This is a genomic window from Variovorax paradoxus, from assembly GCF_029919115.1.
GTDB classification, from domain to species: Bacteria; Pseudomonadota; Gammaproteobacteria; order Burkholderiales; family Burkholderiaceae_C; genus Variovorax; species Variovorax paradoxus_O.
Map to the genome: position 1 here is coordinate 4210665 of NZ_CP123990.1, position 24023 is coordinate 4234687.

The following is a 24023-nucleotide window of genomic DNA, read 5'->3' on the forward strand; positions in this document are numbered from 1 at the left end:
ACTCGTGTGTACCGCGCCCCGGAGCGCCCGTCTTGAACAAGAGTCGCCCGCCGTGCACCCTTGCCGGGCGCACTAATGTGCAAAGCGGCCGCGGGCCCGTTCGGGCTTGTTTCCGAAGCGATGGACCAGGTGGGCGCATATGGCGATGGCCAGGTGCTCGCTCACGGCGGAGCTCTCGCGCTGCGGGCCCTCGAGCAGCGCCAGCACCGCCGCGCCCAGGTTTTCCATGACCGGATCGACCAGCCCCGGCGGGCATGCAAGGCCGCACACACGCGGCAGGCCTGCGGCATCGGTCACGGCGTCCACCAGTGCGCGCGGCACATAAAAATGAAGGGCGTCCAGCGGACTGCCCAGGTAGCTCGCCACCTCGTCGCGCAGGTCGACGATGCTGATGGCGCCGCGCGCATAGCCGCGCACCACCGATGGCCGGCCGCGCACCCACAACTCGTGATGGCCCACGCCGGCCAGGTGCAGGGTGACCACGAAGGCGTCCTCGGGAGGAATCTCTTGCTTCATGCCCAGCTGGTCGGGCAGGCAGGTGATGCGCGTTGCAACGAAAGGCGCCTTGGGCGCCGGCAGCATCACCAGAGCGGGCACGGAAGGCAGCTCGAAGTAGCGCCCCAGGAGGTCGCCATAAGCGCCTTGCGTGCCCATGTTCTCGCCGCCCCCGAATCAGCCCTGGATGAACGCGAGCAGATCGGCGTTCAGCTGGTCCTTGTGGGTGGTGCAGGTGGCGTGCGGCGCGCCCTCGTACACCTTGAACTGGCTGCCCTTGATCATCTTGGCCGCAAGCCTGCCGGTGGCATCGATCGGCACCACCTGGTCGTCGTCGCCGTGAATCACGAGCGTGGGCACGTCGATCATGGCCATGTCGGGGCGGAAGTCGGTTTCCGAAAACGCGGTCACGCAATCGATCGTGGCCTTGATCGAGGCTTGCAGCGCAATTTGCAGCGTCTGCTTGAAGACGCCCTGCGACACGCTGGCGCCGGGGCGGTTGGTGCCGTAGAAGAGCGTGCTGAAGTCGTCCAGGAACTGCGGGCGGTCGGCGGCCAGGCCTGCGCGAATGCTCGCGAACAGCGATGCGTCCGGGCCCACGGGGTGGTCCTGGGTCTTCATGAAGAGCGGCGTCACGGCGCTGATGAGCGCCAGCTTTGCCACGCGTGCGCTGCCCTTGCGCGCGATGTAGCGGGTCACATCGCCGCCGCCCATCGAGAAGCCGGCAAGCACGACGTTCTTCAGGTCGAGCTTCTCGATCAGCTCGGCGATGTCGTCGGCAAAGGTGTCGTAGTCATAGCCCGTCCAGGGCTGGCTCGAACGGCCGAAACCGCGGCGGTCGAATGCAATCGCGCGGTAGCCGCGTTCCGCGAAGAACAGCATCTGCGCGTCCCACATGTCGGCGCTGAGCGGCCAGCCGTGGCTGAAAAGAATGGGCTGGCCCGTGCCCCAGTCCTTGTAGTAGAGCTCGGTGCCGTCGCGCAATGTGAGTGTGGTCATGTTTTTTTCAGTGGTAGCGGGAGTGGAGGAAAAGGAAAAAAGAAAAAGGAAGCGGGCTTTGGAAGATCAGAGGGAAAGAAAGTGGTGCACCTCGGGCTTTCCGGGGCCGATGTGAAAGCGCACGGCTTCGTTCTGCAGGTCGGCATCGGCATGCGACACGCGCTGGTGCTGGCGTAGGTGCTCGGCCCATGACTCGACCAGAAACCACTCCATCACCCGCTCCGGGTCGCCCGTGTGCTCGGTCACGCCCCATGCGTAGGCGCCGTCGCGGCGGCGTTCGAGCGACAGGCGCCTTACCGCCTCCATGAATGCAGGCCGGTCTTCCTTGCGGATGCGGTATTCGACCTGCACCATCACCGGCCCGCGGTCGTGCGCGACGGGTTCGGCCAAGAGGGGCTCGGGCCAGTGGTTGGAGGCTTGCAGGTCGGCCTCGCCGGCGGGCAGGCGCACCCGGTGGAAGATGAGGCCGGCCACCACCAGGCCCACCGCGCCAGCCACCAGCGTGTAGGGCACGCCGATCTGCTGCGCGACCAGTCCCCAGCCCAGGCTGCCGGCCGCCATTGCGCCGTTGAACACGGTGAGGTACACGGCCAGCCCGCGGCCGCGCACCCAGTTCGGCAGGATGGACTGCGCCACGCCGTTGAGCGTGGTGAGCGCAATGATCCAGCCGAGGCCCAGCAACAACAGCAGCACCACCGCAAGCCACTGCGGCGGCGCAAAAACCAGCCCACCCATCACCGCCGCGCTGAGCAGCGAAGCCAGCAGCAGCATGCCGTCCGCATCGAGCCGGGCACGCAGCCGCGGCATGACCAGCGCACCCCCGATGGCACCCGCACCCACGGCGCCGAGCAGCACGCCGTAGAAGCCGGCGGTTCCGCCGAGCATCTGGCGCGCCACCAGGGGCAGCAGCGCCCACACAGAGCTTGCGAACAGGAAGAACACCGCCGCGCGCAGCAGCACCACATGCAGCTCCTTGCTCGCCCGCGTGTAGCGAATACCCGCGCGGAAGGCGCCGAAGAAGTTCTCCGACAGGCCGGTGTCGGCGGCCGCGGGGCGCTTCCACCACAGCAGCGCCGCAATGACGAATGCATAGCTCAGCACGTCGATGCCGTAGGTCACGGCCGCACCGAAGCTCGCCAGAATCAACCCACCGGCCGCCGGCCCTATGGAACGCGCGATGTTGATGCCCAGCGAGTTGAGCGCCACCGCGCTCTTCAAGTCGCTGCGCGGCACCAGCTCGGGCACGATCGATTGCCAGGTCGGCCCCATGAGCGCCGCGCCGATGCCGCCGACAAAGGTCAGCACGATCAGGTATTCGACGGTGAGCGCGCCCGTGTGCGAAAGCACCAGCAGCGTGCCGCTCACAGCCGCGAGCACCAACTGCACAAAGATCAGGAAGCGCCGCCGGTCGAGGATGTCCGACAGCACGCCCGCCGGAATCGCCAGCAGGAAGATCGGCAGCGTGGCCGCGGTCTGGATCAGCGCCACCGCGGTCGGGTTGGCCGACAGATCGGTCACCAGCCACGAACTCGCCACGTCGCGCATGAAGCTGCCGATGTTGCCGAGCACGGTGGCGGCCCAAAGCACCGCGAACACCGGCTGGCGCAGGGGAGCGAAGGCACCGGGCGGCGAAGCGGCGGCGCCCTTGGGGGAATCAGCCATGGGTGCGCTCCTTCAGATCGAGCCAGGCCACCAGCACAAAGCCGCCTACAAGGCCCAGGTGCTCGAAGAACGAGTTGGCCGCCATGAAGCGCTCGGGCTGCGGCATTTCCCAGAAGCGCAAGGCGACGAAGGTTGCCATCAGCGTGAAGCCGCCCAACGCCAACGCGCCCAGCCAGCGCAGGAAGCCGGTGAGGATGAGCGCCGAGGCGCCCAGTTCGAGCACGATGACGGCCACGGCCAGCGGAGCCGCTGGCGACAGGCCGAAGTGGTTCATCTCGGCGATGGCGGCGTTGAAGTCCATGGCCTTGTTGAGCCCGCCTTGCAGGTAGGCCGCGCAGAGCAGCAGCAAGGCGACCCAGCGCACTGCCGGTGAAGTGGTCCAGCGCATGGCCATCACACCGCCCAGCAGGCGCACCCCAGCGCGCCCCAGAAGCTCTTCAGGTCTGCAATGGGCAGCTTGCTGCTCCAGGCGGTGGCGTGCTGGTGGCCGTGCACGTTGCAGTTGTTGGCACACGCACAGGCCATGGCCGCGTGGCGCATTGCCTTTTGCAGCGGCGCGCCCTCTGCATCGCCCCAGCCGGCATAGCCACCGAAGCTGCGCACCGGCGACCAGTCAGGCATGGCCGGCGGCGGCGCGCCTTCGTCGTGCGGCTTGAACGGACCCGCGGCATACACCACCTTGCCGCCGACCATGGTCAGGAGCGCCGTGGTGTCTGCAATGTCCGATTCGGGGCAGGCGAAGAAGTCGCGGTCGGGCACCACCAGGTCGGCCAGCATGCCGGCTTCGATGCGGCCCTTCTTGCCGACCTCGTTCGAGAACCAGGTGACGTTCTCCGTCCACATGCGAAGCGCGGCCTCGCGGTCCAGGCAGTTGCGCTGCGGGTAGAGCTGCATGCCGCCCACAGTCTTGCCGGTAACCAGCCACGAGAGCGACACCCACGGGTTGTACGACGCAACGCGCGTGGCGTCGGTGCCCGCGGACACCTTCACGCCTTTTTCGAGCATGCGCTTGACCGGCGGCGTGGCCGCTGCCGCACCGGCGCCGTAGCGCTCGACGAAGTATTCGCCCTGGTAGGCCATGCGGTGCTGCACCGCAATGCCGCCGCCGAGCGCGGCAATGCGGTCGATCGATTTCTCGGAAATGGTTTCGCAGTGGTCGAAGAACCAGTTCAGGCCCGCGAGCGGCGTGTCGCGGTCGACCTTTTCGAACACGTCGAGCGCACGGTCGATGGTTTCGTCATACGTGGCGTGCAGGCGCCACGGCCATTTGTTCTGCACCAGCACGCGCACGACTTCTTCGAGCTCGCCTTCCATCTCGGGCGCCATGTCGGGCCGCGGCTGGCGAAAGTCTTCGAAGTCGGCTGCAGAGAACACCAGCATTTCGCCCGCGCCGTTGTGGCGAAAGTAGTCGTCGCCCTGCTTGTACTTCGACGTCGACGTCCAGTTGAGAAAGTCCTGTTTCTCCTGCTTGGGCTTTTGCGTGAACAGGTTGTAGGCGAGGCGAATGGTGAGCTGGCCGGCATCGGCCAGTTGCTGGATGACCTGGTAGTCCTCGGGAAAATTCTGGAAGCCGCCGCCCGCATCGATGGCGCCGGTAACGCCCAAGCGGTTCAGTTCGCGCATGAAGTGGCGCGTGGAGTTGAGCTGGTATTCGAACGGCAGCTTCGGTCCCTTGGCCAGGGTGGCGTACAGGATGCTCGCATTGGGCTTGGCCAGCAGCAGCCCGGTCGGGTTGCCGGCCGCGTCGCGCACGATCTCGCCGCCGGGCGGCGCGGGCGTGTCCTTGGTGTAGCCCACCGCGCGCAGCGCTGCGCCATTGAGCAGCGCGCGGTCGTACAGGTGCAGCAGGAACACCGGCGTATCGGGCGCCACGGCATTGAGCTCGTCGATGGTCGGCAGGCGCTTTTCAACGAACTGGTGTTCGGTGAAGCCGCCCACCACGCGCACCCATTGCGGCGCGGGCGTGATCGCCACCTGGCGCTTCAGCATCGCCATGGCGTCGGCCAGGCTGCGCACGCCGTCCCAGCGCAGCTCGAGGTTGAAGTTGAGGCCGCCGCGAATGATGTGCAGGTGGTTGTCGATGAGCCCCGGCAGCACGCGCCTGCCCTGCAGGTCGATGACCCGGGTGCTGCCGTCCGCCAGCGGCAGGACGTCTTGCGCGCGGCCCACGCGGGTGAAGCGGCCGTCCGCAATGGCCACGGCATCGGCCACAGGGTTGGCGCGGTCCAGCGTGGTGAAGCGGCCGTTGTGCAGGATCAGTTGGGGGGCGGTGCTTCCGGCCATGTCGGGTGTCCTCGGAGGTTTGGGTTGGGCCATTGCCGCTCCGGCAAATGCGGCGCCGAGCGTGCCAAGGCAAAGCCGGCGGCGTTGCTCGTCGAATGAATCGCTCATGCGTCTTCACCCGTTACAGCGCCTGGGCGGCCTTTGGCGCATTGCGGCAGTTCGCCAAACACATGCGGCTTGACCTGGTGCCGCAGCCACGAGGTGGCGACGGCATCGGGCTTGATCACGCTCTTGATGAGCGGCGGGATCTGCTCGCCGAGCAGGATGCCGAGCAGCCCCACGAGGGCGATGACCGGCGGGGCCGGCGAGCGCACCTGGAACAGTGCGTAGATCACACCGACCAGCAGGCCGAGCGCGAGCGACAGGACGTAGGGCTTCATTGCTCTCACTCCAGCAATCAGCCTTCGTGGGCGCCGAACATGGTCTTGGCGTAGGTCACGCCTAGGCCATAGGCGCCGCCGAACTTCTTCGCAATGCCGGTGGTGAGCTCGTAGGTGTCGGTGCGGGCCCAGTCGCGCTGCAGCTCCAGCAGGTATTGCAGCGAGGTCATCGGCTGCGCGCCGGCCTGCACCATGCGGTCCATGGCACGGTTGTGCGCCTCGGCCGATACGTCGCCGCAGGCGTCGGCAATCACGAACACCTCGAAGCCCTGGTCGATGGCCGACAGTGCAGGGCCCACGATGCACACGCCGGTCCACAGGCCCGACAGCACGATGCGCTTCTTGCCGATCTCGTTCACGCGGTCGATCACCGCGGCGTCTTCCCAGGTGTTCATCGAGGTGCGGTCGAGCATTTTCTGGCCCGGGAACGCATCGGTGATCTCGCTGAACATCGGGCCCGAAAAGCTCTTTTCAGCCACGGTCGTGAGGATGGTCGACACGCCGAAACCGGCCGCTGCATTGGCCACCAGGGCGGCGTTGTTGCGCAGGTTGACGGCATCGATCGAATGCGTGGCAAAAGCCATCTGCGACTGGAAGTCGATCATGACCAGCGTGTGATCGGCGGGGGTCAGCAGCTTGGATCCGGCGGTGGGGGTGGCTTTGATGGACATGGAGTTCTCCGGAAGTTGGTGATTGAAAGTCGGTGATTGAAAAAATGGTCTTGCCTTGCATGCATCGTCGTTTCAGCGCCGATGCGTGTCTTGTCGATTAGTCGGGCCGTTTGGACATTTGCCGTCCGCGCCGGCCCTGGGCGCACATTCGCTGTCAGAAGGAAGGCAACTCATTCGGGCGCAGGTCGAACACCAGCACCTCGGCGCCCTCGCCCCGGGCGAAGTCGAGGCGCTGTTCGCCGCGCGCCCGTGCACCGTCGCCTTCACCCAGCCGCTGGCCGTTGACTTCGATGCTGCCGCGCGCCACATGCACATAGGCATGGCGATCGGGGCCGAGCGTGAGCGACGTGGATTCATCGCCGTCGAAGAGGCCTGCGTAGACGCGTGCGTCCTGGTGCACCGCCAGCGAACCATCGGTGCCCTCTGGCGAAACGATCAACCGCAGGCGGCCGCGCTTTTCTTCAGCCGCAAAGTGCACTTGCTGGTAGCGGGGAGCAACGCCCTTGGCGTTCGGCACGATCCAGATCTGCAGGAAGTGCAGCGGATCGGTGGCCGACGAATTGAACTCGCTGTGGCGCACGCCGGTGCCCGCGCTCATCATCTGCACGTCGCCGGGGCGAATGACGGAGCCGGTGCCCATCGAGTCCTTGTGCTCGAGCGCACCATCGAGCACGTACGAGAAGATTTCCATGTCGCGGTGCGGATGCGTGCCGAAGCCGCGGCCGGGATGCACGCGGTCGTCGTTGATCACCAGCAGGTCGGAGAAACCTTCTTGCTCCGGGTCGTGGTAGTGGCCGAAAGAAAAGGTGTGGCGGGACTTGAGCCAACCGAAGTCTGCGAGTCCGCGGTCATTGGCGCTGCGAATTTCCAACATGATCTGGGTCCTTGGTGGTCGTTGAGTTCGATCTGATTCACAATGGCCCCGAAGAGATTTTCCCGAGGCATGACTGAATCATCTTTCTTTCAGTCGTGCCTTTTGACGAAACTTTTATCCCTTCATCATCGAATTTTTCGATGATTCATTTCCAAGGACTTCCGTGCTCAAGCTCAGTCTCGAAGCCATCGAACTCGTCGACGCCATTGCGCGCTACGGCTCCTTTGCCGCCGCGGGCGCGCGGCTGAACAAGGTGCCCTCGACCATCTCGTACGCCGTGGGCAAGCTCGAGGAGCAGCTGGGCATGCTGCTGTTCGTGCGCAATGGGCCGCGCGTTACCCTTACCGCGGCCGGCGAAGAAATGCTGAAGGAAGGCCGATGGCTGCTCGGCGCCGCGGGCGAGCTCGAATCGCGCATGCGGCAAATTGCCACCGGATTCGAATCGGAGCTGCGGCTGGTTCACGATTCGCTGGTTCCCACGCAGGCGCTCATCGACGACATTCGCGCTTTCGAGGCATTGCGCTGCGGCACGCGGCTGCGCATAGGCTGCGAGGCGCTCACGGGCAGCTGGGAGGCATTGCGCGAAGGGCGCGCCGACATCGTCATTGCCGCCGGCGAAGGGCCTGCCGGCGGGGGCTACCAGGCGGTGATGGTGGGCAGCCTCGACTTCGCCTTTTGCGTGTCGCCGACGCATCCGCTGACCCGGCTCGACCGGCCGCTGCATCGCGGCGACCTGCTGGAGCACAACGCCATTGTGGTGAGCGACAGCGCGCGCACCTTGTCCGACCGCACCGTGGGGCTGGTCGCCGGCCAGCACCGCGTTGCCGTACCGACCATGGCCGCCAAGATCGCCTGCCAGGCTGCGGGCCTCGGCCACGGATTCCTGCCGCGGGCATGCATTGAAGGCGAATTGGCGCGCGGCACGCTCATCGAGCTACAGACCGAAGAACCGCGCGCACCCGAGGCGTTCTGGCTCGCGTGGAAGACCGGCGCAAAGGGCAAGGCGCTGCAGTGGTGGGTGAAGCAGTTGAACCGGCAGCTGGTGCCGGCGCTCTTGCCCAGGTCGGCCTGAACCCCCCCGATCAGCCCTGAATCAACCGACGTTCAGGCGCCGCCACCGAGCGGGCGAAGTGCCCATGTGCGCGGTGAACGCGCGCGTCAGATGGCTCTGGTCGGAAAAGCCGCAGCTGCTGGCGATCTCCGCAATCGGAACATCGGGATGCGCCAGCAGGCTGCGCGCCGCTTCAATGCGCTGCGCCACAAGCCATGCATGCGGCGTTTGGCCCGTCGTCTGCTTGAAGGCCTTGCTGAAGTGGCTGCGCGACAACGCGCATTCGCGGGCGGCGTCGGCCAGCGACACGTCGTGGGCAAGGTGCTGCATCAGGAACTCCTTGGCCCGGCGCTCCTGCCAGGGCGCGAGGCCACGCCCTCGAACGGGCGCCGGGCCGGGCACACCGCCGTAGGCATGCACCACATGCGCCTTCAGCGCCATCGTCAAGTGATCGATGAACAACCGGCTCGCATCTTCCGGGTGCATCAGCACCGGCAGCATGGCCCGGCCCAGATTGGCGACCACCGGGTCGAGCGTGCCGGCGGTGCAGCACAAGCGGTCGACACGGGGCATTTCCATCTCTTCGGTGAACGCATCGATGGTTGCACGCGGCAGATGGAAGAACATCGAATGGAACGGACTGCTCACGTAGGCCGAAGCGCGCTGCGACAGATCGGCAATGTGGAACGCGCCCTCTTGCTGCAGGCCGAGTTGCCGGGACTTGCCGTCGTGCCGCACGATACGCCGGCTGCCGCCCGAGTTGATTTCCACGCTGAGCAGGAACGCGTCTTCGGTGGGCAGCGGCGCCAGCACAAACAGATGCGGCAGCTCATAGCGCATGCGCGCAACGCCCAACTCCGCCCCGCGATGCGACCTGCTCACGAGCGACTGGATTGCATCGATGCCGTACTGCGATGCGAGCCGTTGTCCGAATTTGCAGCCGGGGCCAAGGGGAGTCAGCATTTGGAAGCGATGTGCGAGGCCATGATTGCCGATTGGGAAAACTGCATGGTAGCCAGTTGCTGCGCTGCCCGGGTGCGTTCAGGCGGCAACCCGCCTTCTCGCCGGGGCTTCCGCCTCGTGCAGATAGGTTGCAAAGCCATCCCTGGCCGGCGGGACCGAATTGAGCAGCATCACCGCGCTGACCTGCCCGCGATGTCCCGCTCCGTGCGTCACAACATGCATGAGCATTTCCTCGCGAGACATGCGCCCGGGTGCGCCGTCAGTGAACGCGAAATCGATCTTTTCCGCCAGCTGCGCATGATCGAGCGCCGATACATAGTCGATGTATTCCTTGTCGCTTCTTCTCAGGTCGGCAGCCAGAGCCTCGAGCGTTGGCATCTCGCTCAGGTTGGCCGACGAATACGCATGAGCTTCCCGCCTCAGGTGGGCGGCAAAGATGCGGTCGACCACATACGTGTGGCTCAAGGCCTTGACGGCCAACCCGGTGACCGGAGAGTTGCCGCCAAGGCGAGAGAGCGCCGTCAATAGCTGATCGTTGGCCCAAGCCTTGAATGTGAAGAGCCGATGCAGTGTGTCGTTCATGTCGTGAATCTCCTGGAATGATTGCGCGGTTCGCATGCAAGACATTTGCTTTGCGCTTCTGCGTATTTCGAGAATATGAGCGATCATTCGCTTTTTCCACTCGCATTGACGACCTCGAGAAATGGCGAAGAAACCGGTCACCAGGCCCAGGAAAATTGCGACTCAAGAGCGGTCGCGCGCGACTGTCGACAGCCTTGTCGAGGCAACTGCTCGCATTCTGGTGAAAGACGGGTTCGACAAGGCGAGTACCAACCGCATTGCCGAAGTTGCGGGCGTGAGCATCGGCTCGCTCTATCAATACTTCCCCAGCAAGGAGGCTCTTGTCGCCGCAGTCATAGAGCGCCACCAGCAGCAGATCATGCAAACGGTGCGCAGCGAGCTGGCCGAGGTCTCCGGCGAGCCGCTTGAAAAAGCGGTGCGCAGGTTCGTCGCAGTCGCGGTGCGTGCGCATCGGATCGATCCGCAACTGCACAGGGTGCTTGCCGAGCAGATTCCGCGCGTTGGAAAACTCGAAAGAATGGAGACCTTCAGCCGGGAGAATTTCAGTCTGTTCAGCGCTTACCTGGAAGGGGCTCGAGACCAACTCGGCGTCGACGATCTCGAGCTCGCATCATTCGTATGCGTGACCACCATCGAGGCGTTGACGCACAACGCTGTGCTGCACCAATCCAAGGTCCTGGCCGGAGAGCGGATGGAGGCGCTCGTCGACGAAGGGGCTCGCCTCGTGGCCGGATACCTCAAGGGCAGCCCGCGTGCCTGACCTTGCGCGCCGCACGGCTACTCGCCATCCACCCGGTCCCGCCGCATGGCCCGCCAGAGCGCGAGGTCGTAGCCGATCTTGAGCAGCCCGCAGGCGATGAGCGGCAGCGAGATCCAGCCTGCTGCAAACAGCGCGCCGCTGATCGTCGGGCTGATGGCCGCTGCGAGGCTGCGCGGCACGGCCGTGAAACTCGCCGCGGCACTGCGCTCCGCGGGCGTGACCACCGCCATCACGTAGGCCGTTCGCGTGGGCACGTCCATCGAAGAAAGCGCACTGCGAACCATCAACAGGCCGAGCGCTATCGGCAAGCTGGGCGCCAGCGCCGCGAGCACCAGACAGACGTTGGCAGGCAGGTGCGTGAAGACCATGGTGTTGAGCAGCCCGATGCGCCGGGCGACCACGGGTGCGGCAAGCTGCGATGCCGCACCGAGCAGACCGGTCCAGAAGAAGAACACGCCCGCTTGCGTCAGCGAGAGGCCGAAGCGCTCCAGCAGCCACAGCGACATCAGTGCGTTGATGGCCAATCCGCCCGCAAACGAATCGACGCTGAAGAGCGCCGCCAACCGCATCACGACGCGGCGTGACGGCCCGAGCGGGGCCGGGGCGACGGGCGCGCTCTCTGCGTTGCCGCTGCCGCCGGCGTGGGCCGGCAGATTCCGGTAGAGCCAGAACACGGCCAGTCCGATGGCCGCGTAGATCACGAACATTCCGCGCAGTGCATCGAGCCGCGTGAGCCCGCTGTGCCGAACCAGCCAGTCGGGCACGGCGGCCGCCAATGCACCCAATGCTGCGCACAGCGCACCCAAAAGGCTGTAGCGTGCGAACAGCGCCGTACGTGCATGGCCCTGCGCCGCGGCAGCCAGCCGGGCATGCTCCAACGGAAGAAACACGCTGACGTCGCCGGAACTGGGATTGAGCGTGCCGACCAGCGCGACAAGCAGCAGCGGCCAGAACGACGTGAGGCCCGCAAAGCCCAGGCCCGTGGCCGCCATCAGCAAGGCGGCGCCGCGAAGCAGCCGGCCGCCCGCAAATCGGTATCCCCAGGCGCCCACTGCAAGAGTGGCAAGCGCCGAGCCCAGCATCGTCGCCGTGGCGACGACGCCGACCTCCAGCGTACCCAGGCCGATCGACAGCAGGTAGGCCGGCAACAACACGGCCATGTAGCCGTCCCCGAAGGCGCGCAGTCCGCGCGCGGCGAGCAAGGGGATGGCGCCCGGGTCGACCCCGGCCGGCAGCAGGCTCGCGAGACCGGTGCGCACCGTCGGCGAAGGTGCGGCGCTCATCGGCTTAGCCTGGGAGGCTTGGCCTCGACCGGCAGGCCCGCGGCTTGCCAGCCGTCGAAACCGCCGCGCAAGTACCGCGCATCGAGGCCCATTGCGCGCAGCCGCATTGCGGTGCTGCGGCCCACTTCGTGTCCGTAGACTTGAAACCCCGGCACGGATGCGTGCGGCGTTGCCGCAAGCTGCGTTCGAATGGCGTTGAGGCGCTTCACCGCACCGCCATAGTTGTTCTGGTGGTGGCTGGCGAGCAGCTTTTCCGACAGGCCGCGCAGCGTGGCGGGGTCGAAGGGCAAGGGTTGAATCCGGACGTCCATGGTGGCTCCTTCAGCGCAGTTGGGGAAGCAGCAAGGTCTGCGAGAAACAGCGAGTCGGGGTGGCGAGTTGCTGCGCATCGGGCCCGGGCAGCAGCATGCAGAAGTTGAGCGCGTGCAGGAAGCGCTTCTCGCTGATCCAGCGTCGCCGCTCGACCAGCTCGGCATGCATGATCGCGATCTGGCCCGCGAGCCCGCCGAAGCTGATGAGGCCGAGCCTGAGCCAGAAGCGAAGAGCTTCGGCGAAGGAAACAGGCTGGGAGTGCGCAGAAAGCGCGGGAGGCGTGTCAGTTGCGTCAGGCAAGGCGGTGTCCACGGAGTGCTCCGTCATGAGTCACCAGCGCTTGGACGGGACACCGTCTAACTTTGCAGAACGGGAGGCTGTTTTCCCGAAGCCGGCATCGTAACACCGGCTCCAGCGTGTTGTCAGTTCACGACCGGCGCAGCGTTGATCGCCAGTTGCGCGGCAAACGCGCGCTGGTAGGCAGGCCGCGCTTCGCCGCGAGCGACATAAGCGGCCAGGCCGGGAAACTCGTTCAGCAGGCCCGATGGCCTGAGCCGCAGCAGCACCGACACCATCAGCAGGTCGCCTGCGGTAAAGCTGCCGTCCAGCCACTCGGCATTGCCCAGGCAGGCGGCCAGCTGGTTCAATCGGGCGCGCACACGGTCTTCGACGAGGGGCATGCGGTCGGCCTTCCAGGGCTTGTCGCCCTCCGCGAACTTGACGGTGACAAGCTCCAGGATGGGAAGCTCGACGGTATTGAGTGCCGCGAACATCCATGTGATGGCGCGCGCCCTTGCGTCGGCGTCGGGCGGAAACAGTCCCGGATGGCGCTCGGCGATATGCATCACGATGGAGCCGGTCTCGAACAGCGCGAGGCCGCCTTCCTCGTAAGTGGGAATCTGGCCGAAGGGATTCAGCGCCAGGTGCGCTGGCTCTTTCATCGCGCGAAAGGACACCAGGCGCACCTCGTAGGGCAACCCCGCTTCTTCCAACGCCCAGCGCACGCGCGTGTCGCGCGCCAGGCCCTTGCCGCCGTCGGGCGACCGTTCGAATGCGGTGATGGTGATGGTCATGGTGAACGTCCGTTTGGCCGAATGTAGCCGGACAAGCCGCGTTGAAAAAGCTGCCGGTGTCCGCGCGCGGTAGGGCAAAACGCCCAATTCCCTGAATCGCCGCGCGGCCGTGTAATAGCGGCAACTGACCGGCTCCGCCCATCATTCGGCTCACGAGCGTTGTGGCAACCCGGTCGAACGGAAACCGATATGGAACCCCTCGCCCTCCTGCTCGCCCGAATCCAGTTCGGCTTCACGATCTCGTTCCACATCCTGTTTCCGGCACTCCCTCCCTGGTCAGGCACAAAGCGGTGGGGCGGGGCGCGCCAGCAGCTCGTGCTTCGGAGGCTCGATGCCACTATAGGCGCTCTGGGCTTGGAAATCGAAGCAACCACGGGAAACGTGGGCGCAATGCAGGATCGCCAGCCCTGTGTCGATCCAGGTGCGAGGTCACTGTCACTGCGGTAGACGTGCATACGCGCAAAGCTCTCGCGCGGACGGACTGCTCGGCAGCACGGAGGGTGCCACGGCCCAAGCGCGTTGCCCGGCTGGTACAATCCAGTTTGCCTGAACTTGATTTGGGTGTTGACTGGCCAGTCAAGCCGAATCTCACACCGGCGCGTCGAAGTCACTGCGACGAGAAAAACAACACGTGGCTTCCGCAAGTGAAAATTTGCCGTAACCGTGGACCGCGTGAGAGTTCACGACCAAATCTCAAAGCCCGCCTTTTGCGGGCTTTTTCATGCCCGGGCGTCGCGTGTGCCCGGGTACCCAAGCCAAACACGACCCTCCTGCCTTGCCCCCGCGAGTTCGCATCCGCTCCAAGGTCTTCATCGCGGTTGCAGCAGCGAGTCGGCCGGCCAGACGTTCGCTGCCCGACGTCGGTGTGATCGATTTCACAAAAACCGCCAACTTGCAAGAAGCCTGCTGCGGAGATGCGCACTGTAGAGCTACGCGTCACTACCATTCGGCGCCGACAGCCTCTTTAAGGCAGTCAACGCCGGCGTTCGGAGAATCGAATGCCCCTCTTGTTCGTGATGAAGCTGCAGCACCGGCGGCCGCCGCTTCGCGTCGTGAGACCTGAGGAGGTGCGCCGTGTGTCGGTGCTCACGGCCACCGGGTTGATCGAAGCCGAGATCGAGGCCCTGGACCCGACCGCCCGCTATGCGGCGTCACCCAGAACCACGGTCCTTCGCATCACGGACGACGGGTTGACCGAGATCCGGAGGGGTGAGGCCTGCGTGCGGGAGCATCTCGATGCATGGGAACCGCTGATTCCGGCGGATGTGACTTAGCGCAGAGAACTGCCTCGTCCTTCGTCAAGCAGGGATTTTTCCTACATGGCGGTCGAACGGGCGGTCCATCATCACGCCCTTCGTATTGGAGGGAGTTGTCATGCCACTACAAGAATCCGCGTCTTTGGCCTCGCTTCGGCTCTGGAAAGAGCTGGAGAGATTTGCCCGTTGCGCCGAGGGGAGCCTGAGCAGGAAACTCGTCGCCTACTTCCGCGGCATGTCTCCGGCGCCCAAGGCGGAAGATTATGCGGTGGCAAAGCGTGCCAGAGCCGTGGCCAAACACCAGTTTGGGCAGATGCTCACGGACGTGCCGCGTCGCTCGCTGACTGCAAACCCGAATGTCGATCGTCCGTTCCGGCGGCATCGCGCGTACGCGCTCGCCTCGAAGGTTGGGACTCGAGCGACAGAAATTTCTTATGATGCCGACCCCGAGACCAGCCGAGCGCTGAAAGTGACCTCCTCTGCGCGACATGGACGTCGAGTGACGCGATGAACAAGCAGCGCGGTGACATTGCAGCGCAAGGCACAGACGCCTCTCTCACGCAGCCGCAACACGCGAACTCCCATTGACCACCTTCATTCTCCATGTGGACGCCGAGATGGATGCGCTTGAAGTGGCGGATCTTCTCGATCGAATAGGAGTGGCCGAGCACGACTGCGTGGCATTGCGCATGCACCGGGCAGACAAGACATTTTGGGACTGGTGCGTGAGTGGCACCAGCGAAGAGATGGAGGCTGCGCTCGCGCTGCTCGAGGCCGGAGACGGCAAAGTGCACTGACCGATCCCAGGAGCGCTTACTCGCAGGTCCACCAATCCGGAGCAGGGAAATTGCTGAGTCAGCTTCTGCTCAAGCGCACTGGCAGGCAAATGGCCAGCTGCATGTGCTCATCGCCTTGGGCGCGGCACTTTCAGCGACCTGCTTCGAGCACCGCCGACGCAGTCAGCGCATCGCCCGTGCAGCGTCAGATCGTGGCGTAGCACCAGAAAACCTTTGGGCGCCAAGTCTTCCATGCGTCCGGGGCAGCCGTGGATCGGAAACACCCTCCCGCAGTCGCCCCAATGAAAGTGATGGTGATCGGGCTCGCCATGATCGGACTCGCACAGCGCCTCGTAGCGCGTGGCCTGGCCCGGCAAATCGAGCTAGGGCTGTCGCTTCGTATTGGCCGGGTGCACATCGTGCACCACCTGACCCGCGGAAAGCGTATTGATCGTCTCGCCCGGGATGTCCATGAGGATGCGGCTGCGCTCGGCTGCCAGCGACACGGTGAGGTGCTGCACCGGCTGCGCATTGAGGTCGTGTAGCAGGCGAACAAACTTGAGCAGCGGCGCGCCGGTCTCTAGGTTCAAGAGCCTTGCACGGGCCGGCTCGGCCACCTCGGCCGTGATCTCCTGCACCACCCGCCCGAACTTCACGCCTTGCGCGAGCAGGATTTCGTAGAGCGCCTGCTTGCGCAGCGCGGCGGCCGAGACCCGTTTGCCCAGGCGCGCGGGCACCCAGGCATCGGTCAGCATCACCGGCGTGCCGTCGATGCTGCGCAGGCGCAGCGCATGGACCGCCTTCTCGCCGACCTCCAGGTGCAGCGCGGCAGCCACGTCGTGCGGCGGTACCGCCTGCGCCACTTCGAGTACCTCGACATCGGTTTCGAGCGCTGTCTTGCGCAGCCCGTCGACCAGCCCCAGGCTGGGCTGCGCCCGTGCCTTCGGCAGACCAGTGCGAACGAAGGTGCCCAGGCCGTGGCGGCGCTCCACCAGCCCGAGCGCGGCCAGATCGGCCAGCGCACGCCGCACCGTGATGCGCGAGACGCCGAAGCGCTCGCACAGCGCCTCTTCCTTCGGCAGCGCGCCGGAGGCGTAGACGCCGCGCGTGATCTCATCGCGCAGCACCACGAACAGCTGCCGGTGTAGCGAGGTGCCGGGAAGGCGGTCGAACGAAGGAGAGGGTGCGGGGGGACGTGCCATGGCGCAAGGAGTTGGGCGCCGAGCATAGCAAGGAGGCGGCCGACAGTCGGGCCGGCAGTTGCGGTCCTTGCTCAGTTGTATTTAGAATATAAACACATAAACTCAAGCCGGTTCACACAGGACAACGCCGCCATGACTTCCTCTTCCACGCTTCGCCGGCTGCTCGATGCGCCCGGCATGGTGATCGCCCCCGGCGCCTACGACGCCATCGGCGCGCGCCTGATCGAGCAGGCCGGCTTCGCCGCCGTGTACATGACGGGCGCAGGCACCTCGGCGGCGCGCGGCTTTCCCGATTTCGGCCTGCTCACGATGAGCGAGATGGTCGACAACGCCACGGTCATGGCGCGCTCGGTGGCCATTCCACTGATCGCCGACGCGGACACCGGCTACGGCAACGAACTGAACGTGACGCGCACCGTGCGCGAGTACGAGGCGCGCGGCATTGCCGCGATCCACATCGAGGACCAGGTCTCGCCCAAGCGCTGCGGCCACCTCGACGGCAAGGAGGTGATTTCGCAGGCGGAGTTCGTCTCGAAGATCCGCGCCGCGGTGGAAGCCCGGCGCTCGCAAGAATTCGTGGTCATCGCCCGCACGGATGCGCGCGCCATGCTCGGCCTGGACGAAGCCATCGCCCGCGCGAACGCGGCGCTGCAAGCCGGCGCCGACATGGCTTTTGTCGAGGCCACGCAGACGCCAGAGGAAGTCGCGGCGGTGCCGAAGCGCGTGCAAGGCCCGTGCCTGCTCAACCTGGTGCCGGGCGGCCGAACGCCAGTGTTCGACCTGCGCGAAGCCGAAGCCATGGGCTACAAGCTCGCGATCCTTCCCGGCCTGATGCTCAAGGCCACCATCGAGGCCGGCGACGCAGCGCTCGCCGAGCTCAAGGCCACATTCCGCGCGCCGACCGTCAATGCCACGGTGGCCCAGACCTTTCGCCGCTTCGGTGCCGACGATTGGGACGCCCTGCGCACGCGCTTCAACGCCGGCGCGACCATGGAGCAGCGCTGACATGCCCCGCACCCTGTTCGACAAGCTCTGGGACGCGCACGTCGTGCGCGAGCTCGGCGACGGCTGGGCGCTGCTGCACATCGACCGCCACCTGCTGCACGACCTCTCGGGTCCGCCCGCGATGGCCGAGGTGGCGGCGCGCGGGCTGCCGCTGCACAACCCGGAGCTGGACTTCGCCACGCCCGATCACGCCGCCTCGAGCCAGCCGGGCCGCACCCCCGGCACCTTCCCGCTCGGCGGCCGACTGCACGGCGCGCTGCGCGATCTCAGCGCGAAATCGGGTGTGCGCTTTTACGACCTGGGCCAGCCGGGCCAGGGCATCGTGCATGTGATGGGGCCCGAGCTGGGCATCGTGCTGCCCGGCCTTACGGTGATCTGCGGCGACAGCCACACCTGCACCAACGGCGGCCTCGGTGCGCTGGCCTTCGGTGTCGGCTCCTCGGAAAGCACGCACGCCCTCGCCACGCAGACGCTGCGCCAGCAGAAACCCAGGCGCATGCGCATCCGCTGCGATGGTGAGCTCGGTGCGGGCGTCACCGCGAAGGACCTGGCGCTGCACATCATCGGCACGCTCGGCGCCGCGGCCGGCGTGGGCTGCGCGATCGAATTCGCGGGCGAGGCGGTGCGCGCACTGGACGTCGAGGCGCGGCTCACGCTGTGCAACCTCACCGTGGAGTTGGGCGCGCGCTTCGGGCTGATCGCGCCCGACCAGCGCACTGTCGACTGGGTGCGCGGACGCCTCTTCGCGCCTACGGGCGCGGCCTTCGATGCGGCCGCTGCGCGCTGGCTTTCGCTGGCCTCCGACGAAGGCGCGCAGTTCGACCGCGAAGAGGTCATCGACGCCGCCGCGGTCGCGCCCACCGTCACCTGGGGCACCAGTCCCGAGGACGCCATCGCCATCGACGGCCACGTGCCCGACCCGACCGATGCCCCGGACGCCTCGGCGCGCAGTGCCATAGAGGCTGCGCTGGACTACATGGGCCTCGCACCCCGCGCGGCCATCGCGGGCACGCCGGTCGAGTGGGTCTTCATCGGCTCGTGTGCCAACTCGCGCCTGCCCGACCTGCGCGCCGCGGCCGATGTGGCGCGCGGCCGGCGCGTGGCCGACGGCGTCACCGCATGGGTGGTGCCCGGCTCCGAGAACGTGAAGCGCGCGGCCGAGGCCGAAGGGCTGCGCGAGGTGTTCGAGGCCGCGGGCTTTCAATGGCGCGAGCCAGGCTGCAGCATGTGCGTCGCGGCCAACGGCGAACAGGTGCCGCCGAAGGCGAGGTGCGTCTCCACCTCCAACCGCAACTTCGTCGGCAGGCAGGGACCGGGCGCACGCACGCACCTGGCGAGCCCGGCAATGGCCGCGGCCGCCGCCGTCACCGGCCGCATCACCGACGTGAGGACGCTCAAATGACTATGACGCCATTCACTGCCGTCACTGGCGCCGCAACACCGCTGATGCGTGCCAACATCGACACCGACGTGATCGTGCGTATCGAGCGCCTCACCGCTTTCCAGCGCGACCAACTCGGCCCCTATGCCTTCGAGGCGCTACGCCTACGCCCGGACGGCAGCGAAGACCCGGGCTGCGTGCTCAACCAGCCGGCGTTTCGCAACGCGCCCGTGCTGCTCGCGGGCGAGAACTTCGGCTGCGGCTCCTCGCGCGAAGGCGCCGTTTGGGCGCTGATGGGGCTGGGCATCCGCTGCGTGATCGCGCCGAGCTTCGGCGACATCTTCTTCAACAACTGCTTCCAGAACGGCGTGCTGCCGGTGCGCTGGCCGATGGCGCTGGTCGAGGCGCTGGCCACCCAGTGCGCGGGCGGCGCGCCGGTCACGGTCGACCTGCATGCGAAAACCGTCACCGCGCCCGACAGACGAGCGTTGCCCTTTGACGTCGACCCGCTGCGTCGCGAGGCGCTGCTACACGGGCTGGACGACATCGGCCTGACGCTGAAGGACGATGCACTTATTCGCGAATGGCAGCAGGCCGACCGGGTGCGCCGCCCCTGGGCCTGGCCCGTTGTGCAAGGAGCCACGGCTTGAACGCGGCCGCCACCCCTTCGCTGCGGCGTCACCCCTGGGTGTTGCGCTGGGCCGGCCTCCTCACGCGCGGCCGGCATGCCGGCGATGCGAGCCTGGCCTCCAGCGACGATGTGCCGGCGAAGCTGCCTGTGACGCTCGCGTTGCGCAGCCCAGACTTCGCGCATGGCGCCGCAATGGCGCTGCGGCATGCGGGGGAAGGCGTCGGCGACAACCGTTCCCCGGCGCTCGCATGGAATGCCCTGCCACCGCAGGCCGCGCACTGGCTGCTCCTGTGCGAAGACCCTGACGTGCCGATGGCGCGCGCCATCACGCACTTGCTCGCGTGGGGGCCGCGCTCGCTCGATGCATTGCCCGAAGGCGCGCTGAACGTCGGCCACGCGCCTGCGGGCGTGGCGCGGGCGCCTAACGGCCTCGGCCGCGACGGATACGACGGCCCCCGCCCGCTGCCCGGGCATGGTCCGCACCGCTATGTCTTCCAGCTCTACGCGCTCGATACGGCCCCGCCCGCAGGCCTGTCGCGCGACACCACGCTGCTGCCCTGGCTGCGCGTGCACGCACTGGCACGCGGCCGGGTCGAAGGGACCTACCGCCGGGACTGGCGAGGTCGCCCGATCGCACCTTCGCCCTGAACCTGCTGCACGCCCCCGGTTCCATTCAATTCAAAAAGACGGAGACAACATGACCCTCGAATGCTTTAGAAATCAAAAGCCACCACCGGGCCCCGGCCTGCTTGCCGCAGCCGCCTTGCTCTCGCTCGGGCCACCTGCCCTTGCACAAACAGCCTGGCAGCCCGACCGCCCAGTGACGTTGGTTGTGCCCTACTCGGCAGGCGGCGGCACCGACGCCACGGCGCGCGCCGTCTCCAAGCAACTCGGCGTGATCTGGAAGCAGCCGGTGGTCGTTGAGAACATGCCCGGCGCCGACGGCCTCATCGGCACACGCCGCGTGATGGAAGCCAGGCCCGACGGCTACACGCTGCTGCTGCAGGTTCCGTCGATCGTCGTCACGAAGTACACGCCGGGCCTCAAGGGCATCGATCCGCTCGCCCGGCTGGAGCCCGTGACCGCCATCTCGCAATCGCCCGCCGCCGTGGTCGTGAGCGCGAAGCTCCCGGTGAAGACCTTCGGCGAATTCGTCCAGTACTGCAAGACCGCCGCGCAGCCCTGCTCGCTCGGCACCGGCGAGTCGACGGCACGCATTTCGGCCAAGCAACTCGCGGCCGAGGCGGGCCTGCCGAACCTGATCGTTGTGAACTACCGCGGCACGGGCGCGATCGTGACAGACATGATCGCCAACAACGTCAACATGGCGTTCACCGGCATCACCGCCGCGCTGCCGCACTACAAGGCCGGCACGCTGAAGATCCTCGCCACGCAGGGCCCGAAGCGCGCGGCTGCGCTGCCCGAGGTACCGACCACCGCCGAGGCCGGCTATCCGCAGTTCCAGTCGGTGACCTGGTTCGGGCTGTTCGCGCCCAAAGGGACACCGGCGAACGTGACGCAAGGCATCGTCGCCGCGCTGCGCGAGGCGGTGAAAGACACTGACGTGCAGAAGACCATCGCCGCGGCCGGCGCCGAGCCGGTGGTCAATGCGCCGGCCGCGTTCGCCGCGCAGGTGCGCCAAGAGAGCGATCGCCTCGCGGCGCTCGTGAAGCTCTATCCGCTCGAATAGCCGGCCCCTCACTCATCGAAACGGAAATCCTTGATGGAAGTAACCGCTCCCGCCCCTGACGCTACCCGCACCACGCATGCCACCGACCCCGCGGGCCCCACCGGGCGCCTCGCGCACTGGCTCGCCGGCTTTCGCCTCGACGACGCGCCCGCCTCAGCGCGCGAGCGCGCCAAGGCGCTCACCCTCGATGGCATTGCCTGCGCGATCGTCGGCGCGCAACTGCCGTGGTCGCGCACCGCCGCCCACATCGTGCAGAAGTTCGAAGGCCGCGGCGATCGCACCATCGTCGGCTGGGGCGCACACACCAGCGCGCCAGGCGCGGCGTTGCTCAACGGCACGTTCATCCAAGGCTTCGAGCTGGACGACTACCACCCACTCGGCCCGCTGCACAGCGCCTCGATCGTCCTCCCCGCGCTGTGGGCCGCCTCGGAGGGCGAGCTGAAGGTCAGCGGCCGGCAGTTCCTCGAAGCCGCGCTGGCCGGCTACGAGGTCGGCCCGCGCGTGGGCATGGCACTGCATGGCGCGCAAATGCTGTCGCGCGGGTGGCATTCGGGCTCGGTGTTCGGCACGCATGCGGCGGCCGCTTCGGTGGGCAAACTGCTGGGCCTGGATGCAGCGCGCTTCGAGGACGCGCTGGGCCTCGCGGGCACGCAGTCGGCCGGCCTCATGGCCGCGCAGTACGAGGCGATGTGCAAGCGCATGCACCACGGCTTCTCGGCGCGCAACGGACTCTATGCGGCGGTGCTGGCGGAAGGCGGCTACACCGGCATCAAGCGTGTGTTCGAGCGCGAGTACGGCGGCTTTCTCTCCACGTTCGGCGAAGGCCACGATCCCGACGCCTCGAAGATCACCGAGGCGCTGGGCGAGCGCTGGGAGGTCGAGCGCATCGTCATCAAACCCTATGCGGCGATGGGCGGCATCCACTCGCCGCTCGATGCGCTGTTCGATGCCGGCGCGCAGCGCGAGCTCAGGGCCGAGGAAATCGCGCGCATCGAGGTCGAGGTGAGCCATGCGGTCTACCACCACGGCTGGTGGGTGCCCGAGCGGCCGCTCACGCCCATTGGCGCGCAGATGAACATCGGCTACGCACTGGCGGTGGCGGTGCTCGACGGCGCGGCGATGGTCAGGCAGTTCTCGCCGGCACGCATCGATGCCGACGACGTGTGGGCGCTGCTGCCGCGCATCGAGGTGCGGCACCAGCCCGAGTTCGATGCGGGCGGACCCCTCAAGCGCGGCCGCGTGCGGCTGGCCGTGACCTTCACCGACGGCCAGCGCATCCAGATCGAGCGCAATGCCTCGCGTGCCATCGAATCGCCGCAGTCCAATGACGAGGTCGCGGCCAAGTACCGCATGCTGACCGACGGGCTGATCGACAGCGCGCGACAGCGGGCCATCGAGGACATGACGCGCTCCATCGAAGACCTGCCCGACGTGCGCGAGCTGCTCGCGCTGCTGGCGCCGCCGGTTGCGGCGGCCTTCGACTGAAGCCGTCCCTGAAAGGAAACAAGTCATCATGAAGAACACATCGCCTCGCCACGATCGCCGCAGCTTCTCTCTCGGCCTGCTGGCCCTTGCGGCCGCCGCGGCCATGCCCGCCCGCGCGCAGGACCCCTGGCCCGGAGGCAAGCCGATCCGCCTGGTGCTGCCCTTCTCCGCCGGCGGCCCGGGCGACACCAACGTGCGCGCGATGGCGCAGGCCCAGGGCAAGCGGCTGAACCAGACCATCATCGTGGACAACCGCCCCGGAGCGGGCGGCATCATCGGCTCGGAGTACGTGGCCAAGAGCGCGCCCGACGGCTACACCTGGCTCTCGGCCGGCAACGGCGCCATCGCCAATGCGCTGCTGCGGCCGAAGATGCCCTATGCGGAGAGCGACCTCGTGCCGGTCGTGGGCACCAGCAGCGCGCCGTCGGTGCTGGTCACCAACGCCGGCGTGCCGGTGCAGAACCTCAAGGAACTGCAGGCCTGGGCGCGCGCGAAGGGGCGTCTCAATTTCGGCACCGCGGGCAGCGGAAGCACCGGGCATTTCGTCGCCGAGATGGTCGAGTCGGCGCTCGGGGTGCCCGTGACGCTCGTGCACTACAAGAGCGGCTCGCAGACGGTCAACGCCATCGTGGGCGGCGAAGTCGACCTGGCCTCCGAAGCGCCGATCGGCGTGGCGGCGTTCGTGCAGTCGGGCAAGCTGCGTGCGCTGGCCCTCGCGGCGCGCGAGCGCACGGGACCTTTGAAGCAGGTGCCCACCACCGTGGAGCAGGGTTTTCCGACGATCCTGATGCAGCACTGGGGTGGGATCTTCGCCCCGAAGGGAACGTCCGCCACGATCCTCGACCGGATTGCCGAGGTAACGATCGCCGCCTACAAGGAAGATGCCGACCTCGTCGCACAGACCGAACGCGGCGGCGCGCAGCCGATGCTGCTGCCGCGCGCAGCCTTCGAAAGATTCCTGCAGGAAGAACGCGCGCGCATGGCACAGATCGTCGCCGCGTCGCACATGACCCTGGAATGAAGATCGCAAGACATCGGCATCGCCGTAGCGCCGGGGTGAGCGAGGCGCATTTCAAGAAAGTGCAATGCGTCTTCTCCATGCACCCGGCCACGAACTGTTCAAGGAGCAGATGAGCCACGGGCACCGATCGCAGCTGCAACGGCAACGGCAACACAGGCGAGCGCTCGTATTTGCGCAGTTTCCCGATG

General features: G+C 66.8%; 25 protein-coding genes and 1 pseudogene. 11 read left to right on the plus strand and 15 right to left on the minus strand.

Annotated features, from left to right (window positions below; all coding sequences use genetic code 11):
* Positions 1–72: 72 nt before the first annotated feature.
* The 8 genes from QHG62_RS20280 to QHG62_RS20315 form a co-directional block, all read right to left on the minus strand.
* Positions 73–654, minus strand: a complete 582-nt coding sequence (locus QHG62_RS20280) for an AraC family transcriptional regulator (protein ID WP_281147479.1) — start codon at positions 652–654, stop codon at positions 73–75.
* 18 nt (positions 655–672) lie between these two features.
* A complete protein-coding gene (locus QHG62_RS20285; RefSeq protein ID WP_281147480.1) occupies positions 673–1494 on the minus strand; it encodes an alpha/beta fold hydrolase in 822 nt (273 codons plus the stop codon).
* A gap of 66 nt (positions 1495–1560) precedes the next feature.
* Positions 1561–3156: an MFS transporter gene (locus QHG62_RS20290; RefSeq protein ID WP_281147481.1), complete on the minus strand. Its 1596-nt coding sequence runs from the start codon at positions 3154–3156 to the stop codon at positions 1561–1563.
* On the minus strand, positions 3149–3544 hold the full coding sequence (locus QHG62_RS20295) for a DoxX family protein (protein ID WP_281147482.1): 396 nt from the start codon (positions 3542–3544) through the stop codon (positions 3149–3151). Before QHG62_RS20295 ends, QHG62_RS20290 begins: the two co-directional genes overlap by 8 nt.
* 5 nt (positions 3545–3549) lie before the next feature.
* Entirely contained in the window at positions 3550–5439 is a 1890-nt protein-coding gene (locus QHG62_RS20300) for an amidohydrolase (protein WP_281147483.1), read from the minus strand.
* Between the two features lie 104 nt (positions 5440–5543).
* Positions 5544–5819, minus strand: coding sequence for a DUF1427 family protein (locus QHG62_RS20305; protein ID WP_281147484.1), 276 nt, complete (start codon positions 5817–5819; stop codon positions 5544–5546).
* A 17-nt stretch (positions 5820–5836) separates the two neighbouring features.
* Complete coding sequence (locus tag QHG62_RS20310) at positions 5837–6490, minus strand: hydrolase (RefSeq protein ID WP_281147485.1); 654 nt, start codon at positions 6488–6490, stop codon at positions 5837–5839.
* A gap of 154 nt (positions 6491–6644) precedes the next feature.
* Entirely contained in the window at positions 6645–7364 is a 720-nt protein-coding gene (locus QHG62_RS20315; protein WP_281147486.1) for a pirin family protein, read from the minus strand.
* 163 nt (positions 7365–7527) lie between these two features.
* Here QHG62_RS20315 and QHG62_RS20320 point away from each other — a divergent pair, with 163 nt between their 5' ends.
* Entirely contained in the window at positions 7528–8436 is a 909-nt protein-coding gene (locus QHG62_RS20320; protein ID WP_281147487.1) for a LysR family transcriptional regulator, read from the plus strand.
* A gap of 21 nt (positions 8437–8457) precedes the next feature.
* Here the strand turns inward: QHG62_RS20320 and QHG62_RS20325 are convergent, their stop codons facing one another.
* A complete protein-coding gene (locus tag QHG62_RS20325; protein WP_281147488.1) occupies positions 8458–9378 on the minus strand; it encodes an AraC family transcriptional regulator in 921 nt (306 codons plus the stop codon).
* A 78-nt stretch (positions 9379–9456) separates the two neighbouring features.
* Positions 9457–9960, minus strand: a complete 504-nt coding sequence (locus QHG62_RS20330; RefSeq protein WP_281147489.1) for a DinB family protein — start codon at positions 9958–9960, stop codon at positions 9457–9459.
* A gap of 121 nt (positions 9961–10081) precedes the next feature.
* On the opposite strand from QHG62_RS20330, the gene QHG62_RS20335 reads away from it, so the two are divergent.
* On the plus strand, positions 10082–10720 hold the full coding sequence (locus QHG62_RS20335; protein WP_281147490.1) for a TetR/AcrR family transcriptional regulator: 639 nt from the start codon (positions 10082–10084) through the stop codon (positions 10718–10720).
* A 17-nt stretch (positions 10721–10737) separates the two neighbouring features.
* On the opposite strand, the gene QHG62_RS20340 is transcribed toward QHG62_RS20335, so the two are convergent.
* From QHG62_RS20340 to QHG62_RS20355, 4 genes and pseudogenes are all read right to left on the minus strand, one after another.
* A complete protein-coding gene (locus QHG62_RS20340) occupies positions 10738–12003 on the minus strand; it encodes an MFS transporter (RefSeq protein WP_281147491.1) in 1266 nt (421 codons plus the stop codon).
* Positions 12000–12314, minus strand: a complete 315-nt coding sequence (locus QHG62_RS27830; protein WP_432445547.1) for a rhodanese-like domain-containing protein — start codon at positions 12312–12314, stop codon at positions 12000–12002. Before QHG62_RS27830 ends, QHG62_RS20340 begins: the two co-directional genes overlap by 4 nt.
* Positions 12315–12372: 58 nt before the next feature.
* Positions 12373–12627, minus strand: a pseudogene (locus QHG62_RS20350) (chromate transporter); the annotation flags it as partial.
* Positions 12628–12737: 110 nt separating this feature from the next.
* Positions 12738–13388, minus strand: a complete 651-nt coding sequence (locus QHG62_RS20355) for a glutathione S-transferase family protein (protein WP_281147492.1) — start codon at positions 13386–13388, stop codon at positions 12738–12740.
* Positions 13389–14386: 998 nt separating this feature from the next.
* Between QHG62_RS20355 and QHG62_RS20360 the strand changes: the two genes are divergently transcribed.
* Complete coding sequence (locus tag QHG62_RS20360) at positions 14387–14662, plus strand: hypothetical protein (RefSeq protein ID WP_281147493.1); 276 nt, start codon at positions 14387–14389, stop codon at positions 14660–14662.
* A 566-nt stretch (positions 14663–15228) separates the two neighbouring features.
* Positions 15229–15441: a hypothetical protein gene (locus QHG62_RS20365; RefSeq protein ID WP_281147494.1), complete on the plus strand. Its 213-nt coding sequence runs from the start codon at positions 15229–15231 to the stop codon at positions 15439–15441.
* A gap of 362 nt (positions 15442–15803) precedes the next feature.
* Here QHG62_RS20365 and QHG62_RS20370 read toward each other — a convergent pair whose 3' ends face one another.
* A complete protein-coding gene (locus QHG62_RS20370; RefSeq protein ID WP_281147495.1) occupies positions 15804–16622 on the minus strand; it encodes a GntR family transcriptional regulator in 819 nt (272 codons plus the stop codon).
* Positions 16623–16754: 132 nt separating this feature from the next.
* Here QHG62_RS20370 and QHG62_RS20375 point away from each other — a divergent pair, with 132 nt between their 5' ends.
* The 7 genes from QHG62_RS20375 to QHG62_RS20405 are packed head-to-tail and all read left to right on the plus strand — an operon-like array spanning position 16755 to position 23835.
* The gene (locus QHG62_RS20375) at positions 16755–17627 is read left to right on the plus strand and encodes an isocitrate lyase/PEP mutase family protein (RefSeq protein WP_281147496.1); all 873 of its coding nucleotides are present in this window, start codon (positions 16755–16757) and stop codon (positions 17625–17627) included.
* A 1-nt stretch (position 17628) separates the two neighbouring features.
* Positions 17629–19029: a 3-isopropylmalate dehydratase large subunit gene (gene leuC / locus QHG62_RS20380; RefSeq protein WP_281147497.1), complete on the plus strand. Its 1401-nt coding sequence runs from the start codon at positions 17629–17631 to the stop codon at positions 19027–19029.
* Positions 19030–19031: 2 nt separating this feature from the next.
* On the plus strand, positions 19032–19658 hold the full coding sequence (leuD, locus tag QHG62_RS20385; protein WP_281151724.1) for a 3-isopropylmalate dehydratase small subunit: 627 nt from the start codon (positions 19032–19034) through the stop codon (positions 19656–19658).
* Complete coding sequence (locus QHG62_RS20390; protein WP_281147498.1) at positions 19655–20287, plus strand: YbhB/YbcL family Raf kinase inhibitor-like protein; 633 nt, start codon at positions 19655–19657, stop codon at positions 20285–20287. The genes leuD and QHG62_RS20390 overlap by 4 nt, the downstream gene beginning before the upstream one ends.
* A 49-nt stretch (positions 20288–20336) precedes the next feature.
* Positions 20337–21329, plus strand: a complete 993-nt coding sequence (locus tag QHG62_RS20395; RefSeq protein ID WP_281147499.1) for a Bug family tripartite tricarboxylate transporter substrate binding protein — start codon at positions 20337–20339, stop codon at positions 21327–21329.
* 33 nt (positions 21330–21362) lie between these two features.
* A complete protein-coding gene (locus QHG62_RS20400) occupies positions 21363–22814 on the plus strand; it encodes an MmgE/PrpD family protein (RefSeq protein WP_281147500.1) in 1452 nt (483 codons plus the stop codon).
* A 28-nt stretch (positions 22815–22842) separates the two neighbouring features.
* The gene (locus tag QHG62_RS20405; RefSeq protein ID WP_281147501.1) at positions 22843–23835 is read left to right on the plus strand and encodes a tripartite tricarboxylate transporter substrate binding protein; all 993 of its coding nucleotides are present in this window, start codon (positions 22843–22845) and stop codon (positions 23833–23835) included.
* Positions 23836–24023: the final 188 nt, after the last annotated feature.

What these genes read in the sequence shown, in the direction of transcription:
- QHG62_RS20335 (WP_281147490.1), top strand. Translation starts at nt 10,082, where the DNA reads ATGGCGAAGAAACCGGTCACCAGGCCCAGGAAAATTGCGACTCAAGAG.
- QHG62_RS20295 (WP_281147482.1), bottom strand. Translation starts at nt 3,544, where the DNA reads ATGCGCTGGACCACTTCACCGGCAGTGCGCTGGGTCGCCTTGCTGCTG.
- QHG62_RS20400 (WP_281147500.1), top strand. Translation starts at nt 21,363, where the DNA reads ATGGAAGTAACCGCTCCCGCCCCTGACGCTACCCGCACCACGCATGCC.
- QHG62_RS20280 (WP_281147479.1), bottom strand. Translation starts at nt 654, where the DNA reads ATGGGCACGCAAGGCGCTTATGGCGACCTCCTGGGGCGCTACTTCGAG.
- leuC (WP_281147497.1), top strand. Translation starts at nt 17,629, where the DNA reads ATGCCCCGCACCCTGTTCGACAAGCTCTGGGACGCGCACGTCGTGCGC.
- QHG62_RS20310 (WP_281147485.1), bottom strand. Translation starts at nt 6,490, where the DNA reads ATGTCCATCAAAGCCACCCCCACCGCCGGATCCAAGCTGCTGACCCCC.
- QHG62_RS20300 (WP_281147483.1), bottom strand. Translation starts at nt 5,439, where the DNA reads ATGGCCGGAAGCACCGCCCCCCAACTGATCCTGCACAACGGCCGCTTC.
- QHG62_RS20315 (WP_281147486.1), bottom strand. Translation starts at nt 7,364, where the DNA reads ATGTTGGAAATTCGCAGCGCCAATGACCGCGGACTCGCAGACTTCGGT.
- QHG62_RS20405 (WP_281147501.1), top strand. Translation starts at nt 22,843, where the DNA reads ATGAAGAACACATCGCCTCGCCACGATCGCCGCAGCTTCTCTCTCGGC.
- QHG62_RS20305 (WP_281147484.1), bottom strand. Translation starts at nt 5,819, where the DNA reads ATGAAGCCCTACGTCCTGTCGCTCGCGCTCGGCCTGCTGGTCGGTGTG.
- QHG62_RS27830 (WP_432445547.1), bottom strand. Translation starts at nt 12,314, where the DNA reads ATGGACGTCCGGATTCAACCCTTGCCCTTCGACCCCGCCACGCTGCGC.
- QHG62_RS20325 (WP_281147488.1), bottom strand. Translation starts at nt 9,378, where the DNA reads ATGCTGACTCCCCTTGGCCCCGGCTGCAAATTCGGACAACGGCTCGCA.
- QHG62_RS20395 (WP_281147499.1), top strand. Translation starts at nt 20,337, where the DNA reads ATGACCCTCGAATGCTTTAGAAATCAAAAGCCACCACCGGGCCCCGGC.
- QHG62_RS20370 (WP_281147495.1), bottom strand. Translation starts at nt 16,622, where the DNA reads ATGGCACGTCCCCCCGCACCCTCTCCTTCGTTCGACCGCCTTCCCGGC.
- QHG62_RS20375 (WP_281147496.1), top strand. Translation starts at nt 16,755, where the DNA reads ATGACTTCCTCTTCCACGCTTCGCCGGCTGCTCGATGCGCCCGGCATG.
- QHG62_RS20285 (WP_281147480.1), bottom strand. Translation starts at nt 1,494, where the DNA reads ATGACCACACTCACATTGCGCGACGGCACCGAGCTCTACTACAAGGAC.
- QHG62_RS20290 (WP_281147481.1), bottom strand. Translation starts at nt 3,156, where the DNA reads ATGGCTGATTCCCCCAAGGGCGCCGCCGCTTCGCCGCCCGGTGCCTTC.
- QHG62_RS20330 (WP_281147489.1), bottom strand. Translation starts at nt 9,960, where the DNA reads ATGAACGACACACTGCATCGGCTCTTCACATTCAAGGCTTGGGCCAAC.
- QHG62_RS20340 (WP_281147491.1), bottom strand. Translation starts at nt 12,003, where the DNA reads ATGAGCGCCGCACCTTCGCCGACGGTGCGCACCGGTCTCGCGAGCCTG.
- QHG62_RS20360 (WP_281147493.1), top strand. Translation starts at nt 14,387, where the DNA reads ATGCCCCTCTTGTTCGTGATGAAGCTGCAGCACCGGCGGCCGCCGCTT.
- QHG62_RS20355 (WP_281147492.1), bottom strand. Translation starts at nt 13,388, where the DNA reads ATGACCATCACCATCACCGCATTCGAACGGTCGCCCGACGGCGGCAAG.
- leuD (WP_281151724.1), top strand. Translation starts at nt 19,032, where the DNA reads ATGACGCCATTCACTGCCGTCACTGGCGCCGCAACACCGCTGATGCGT.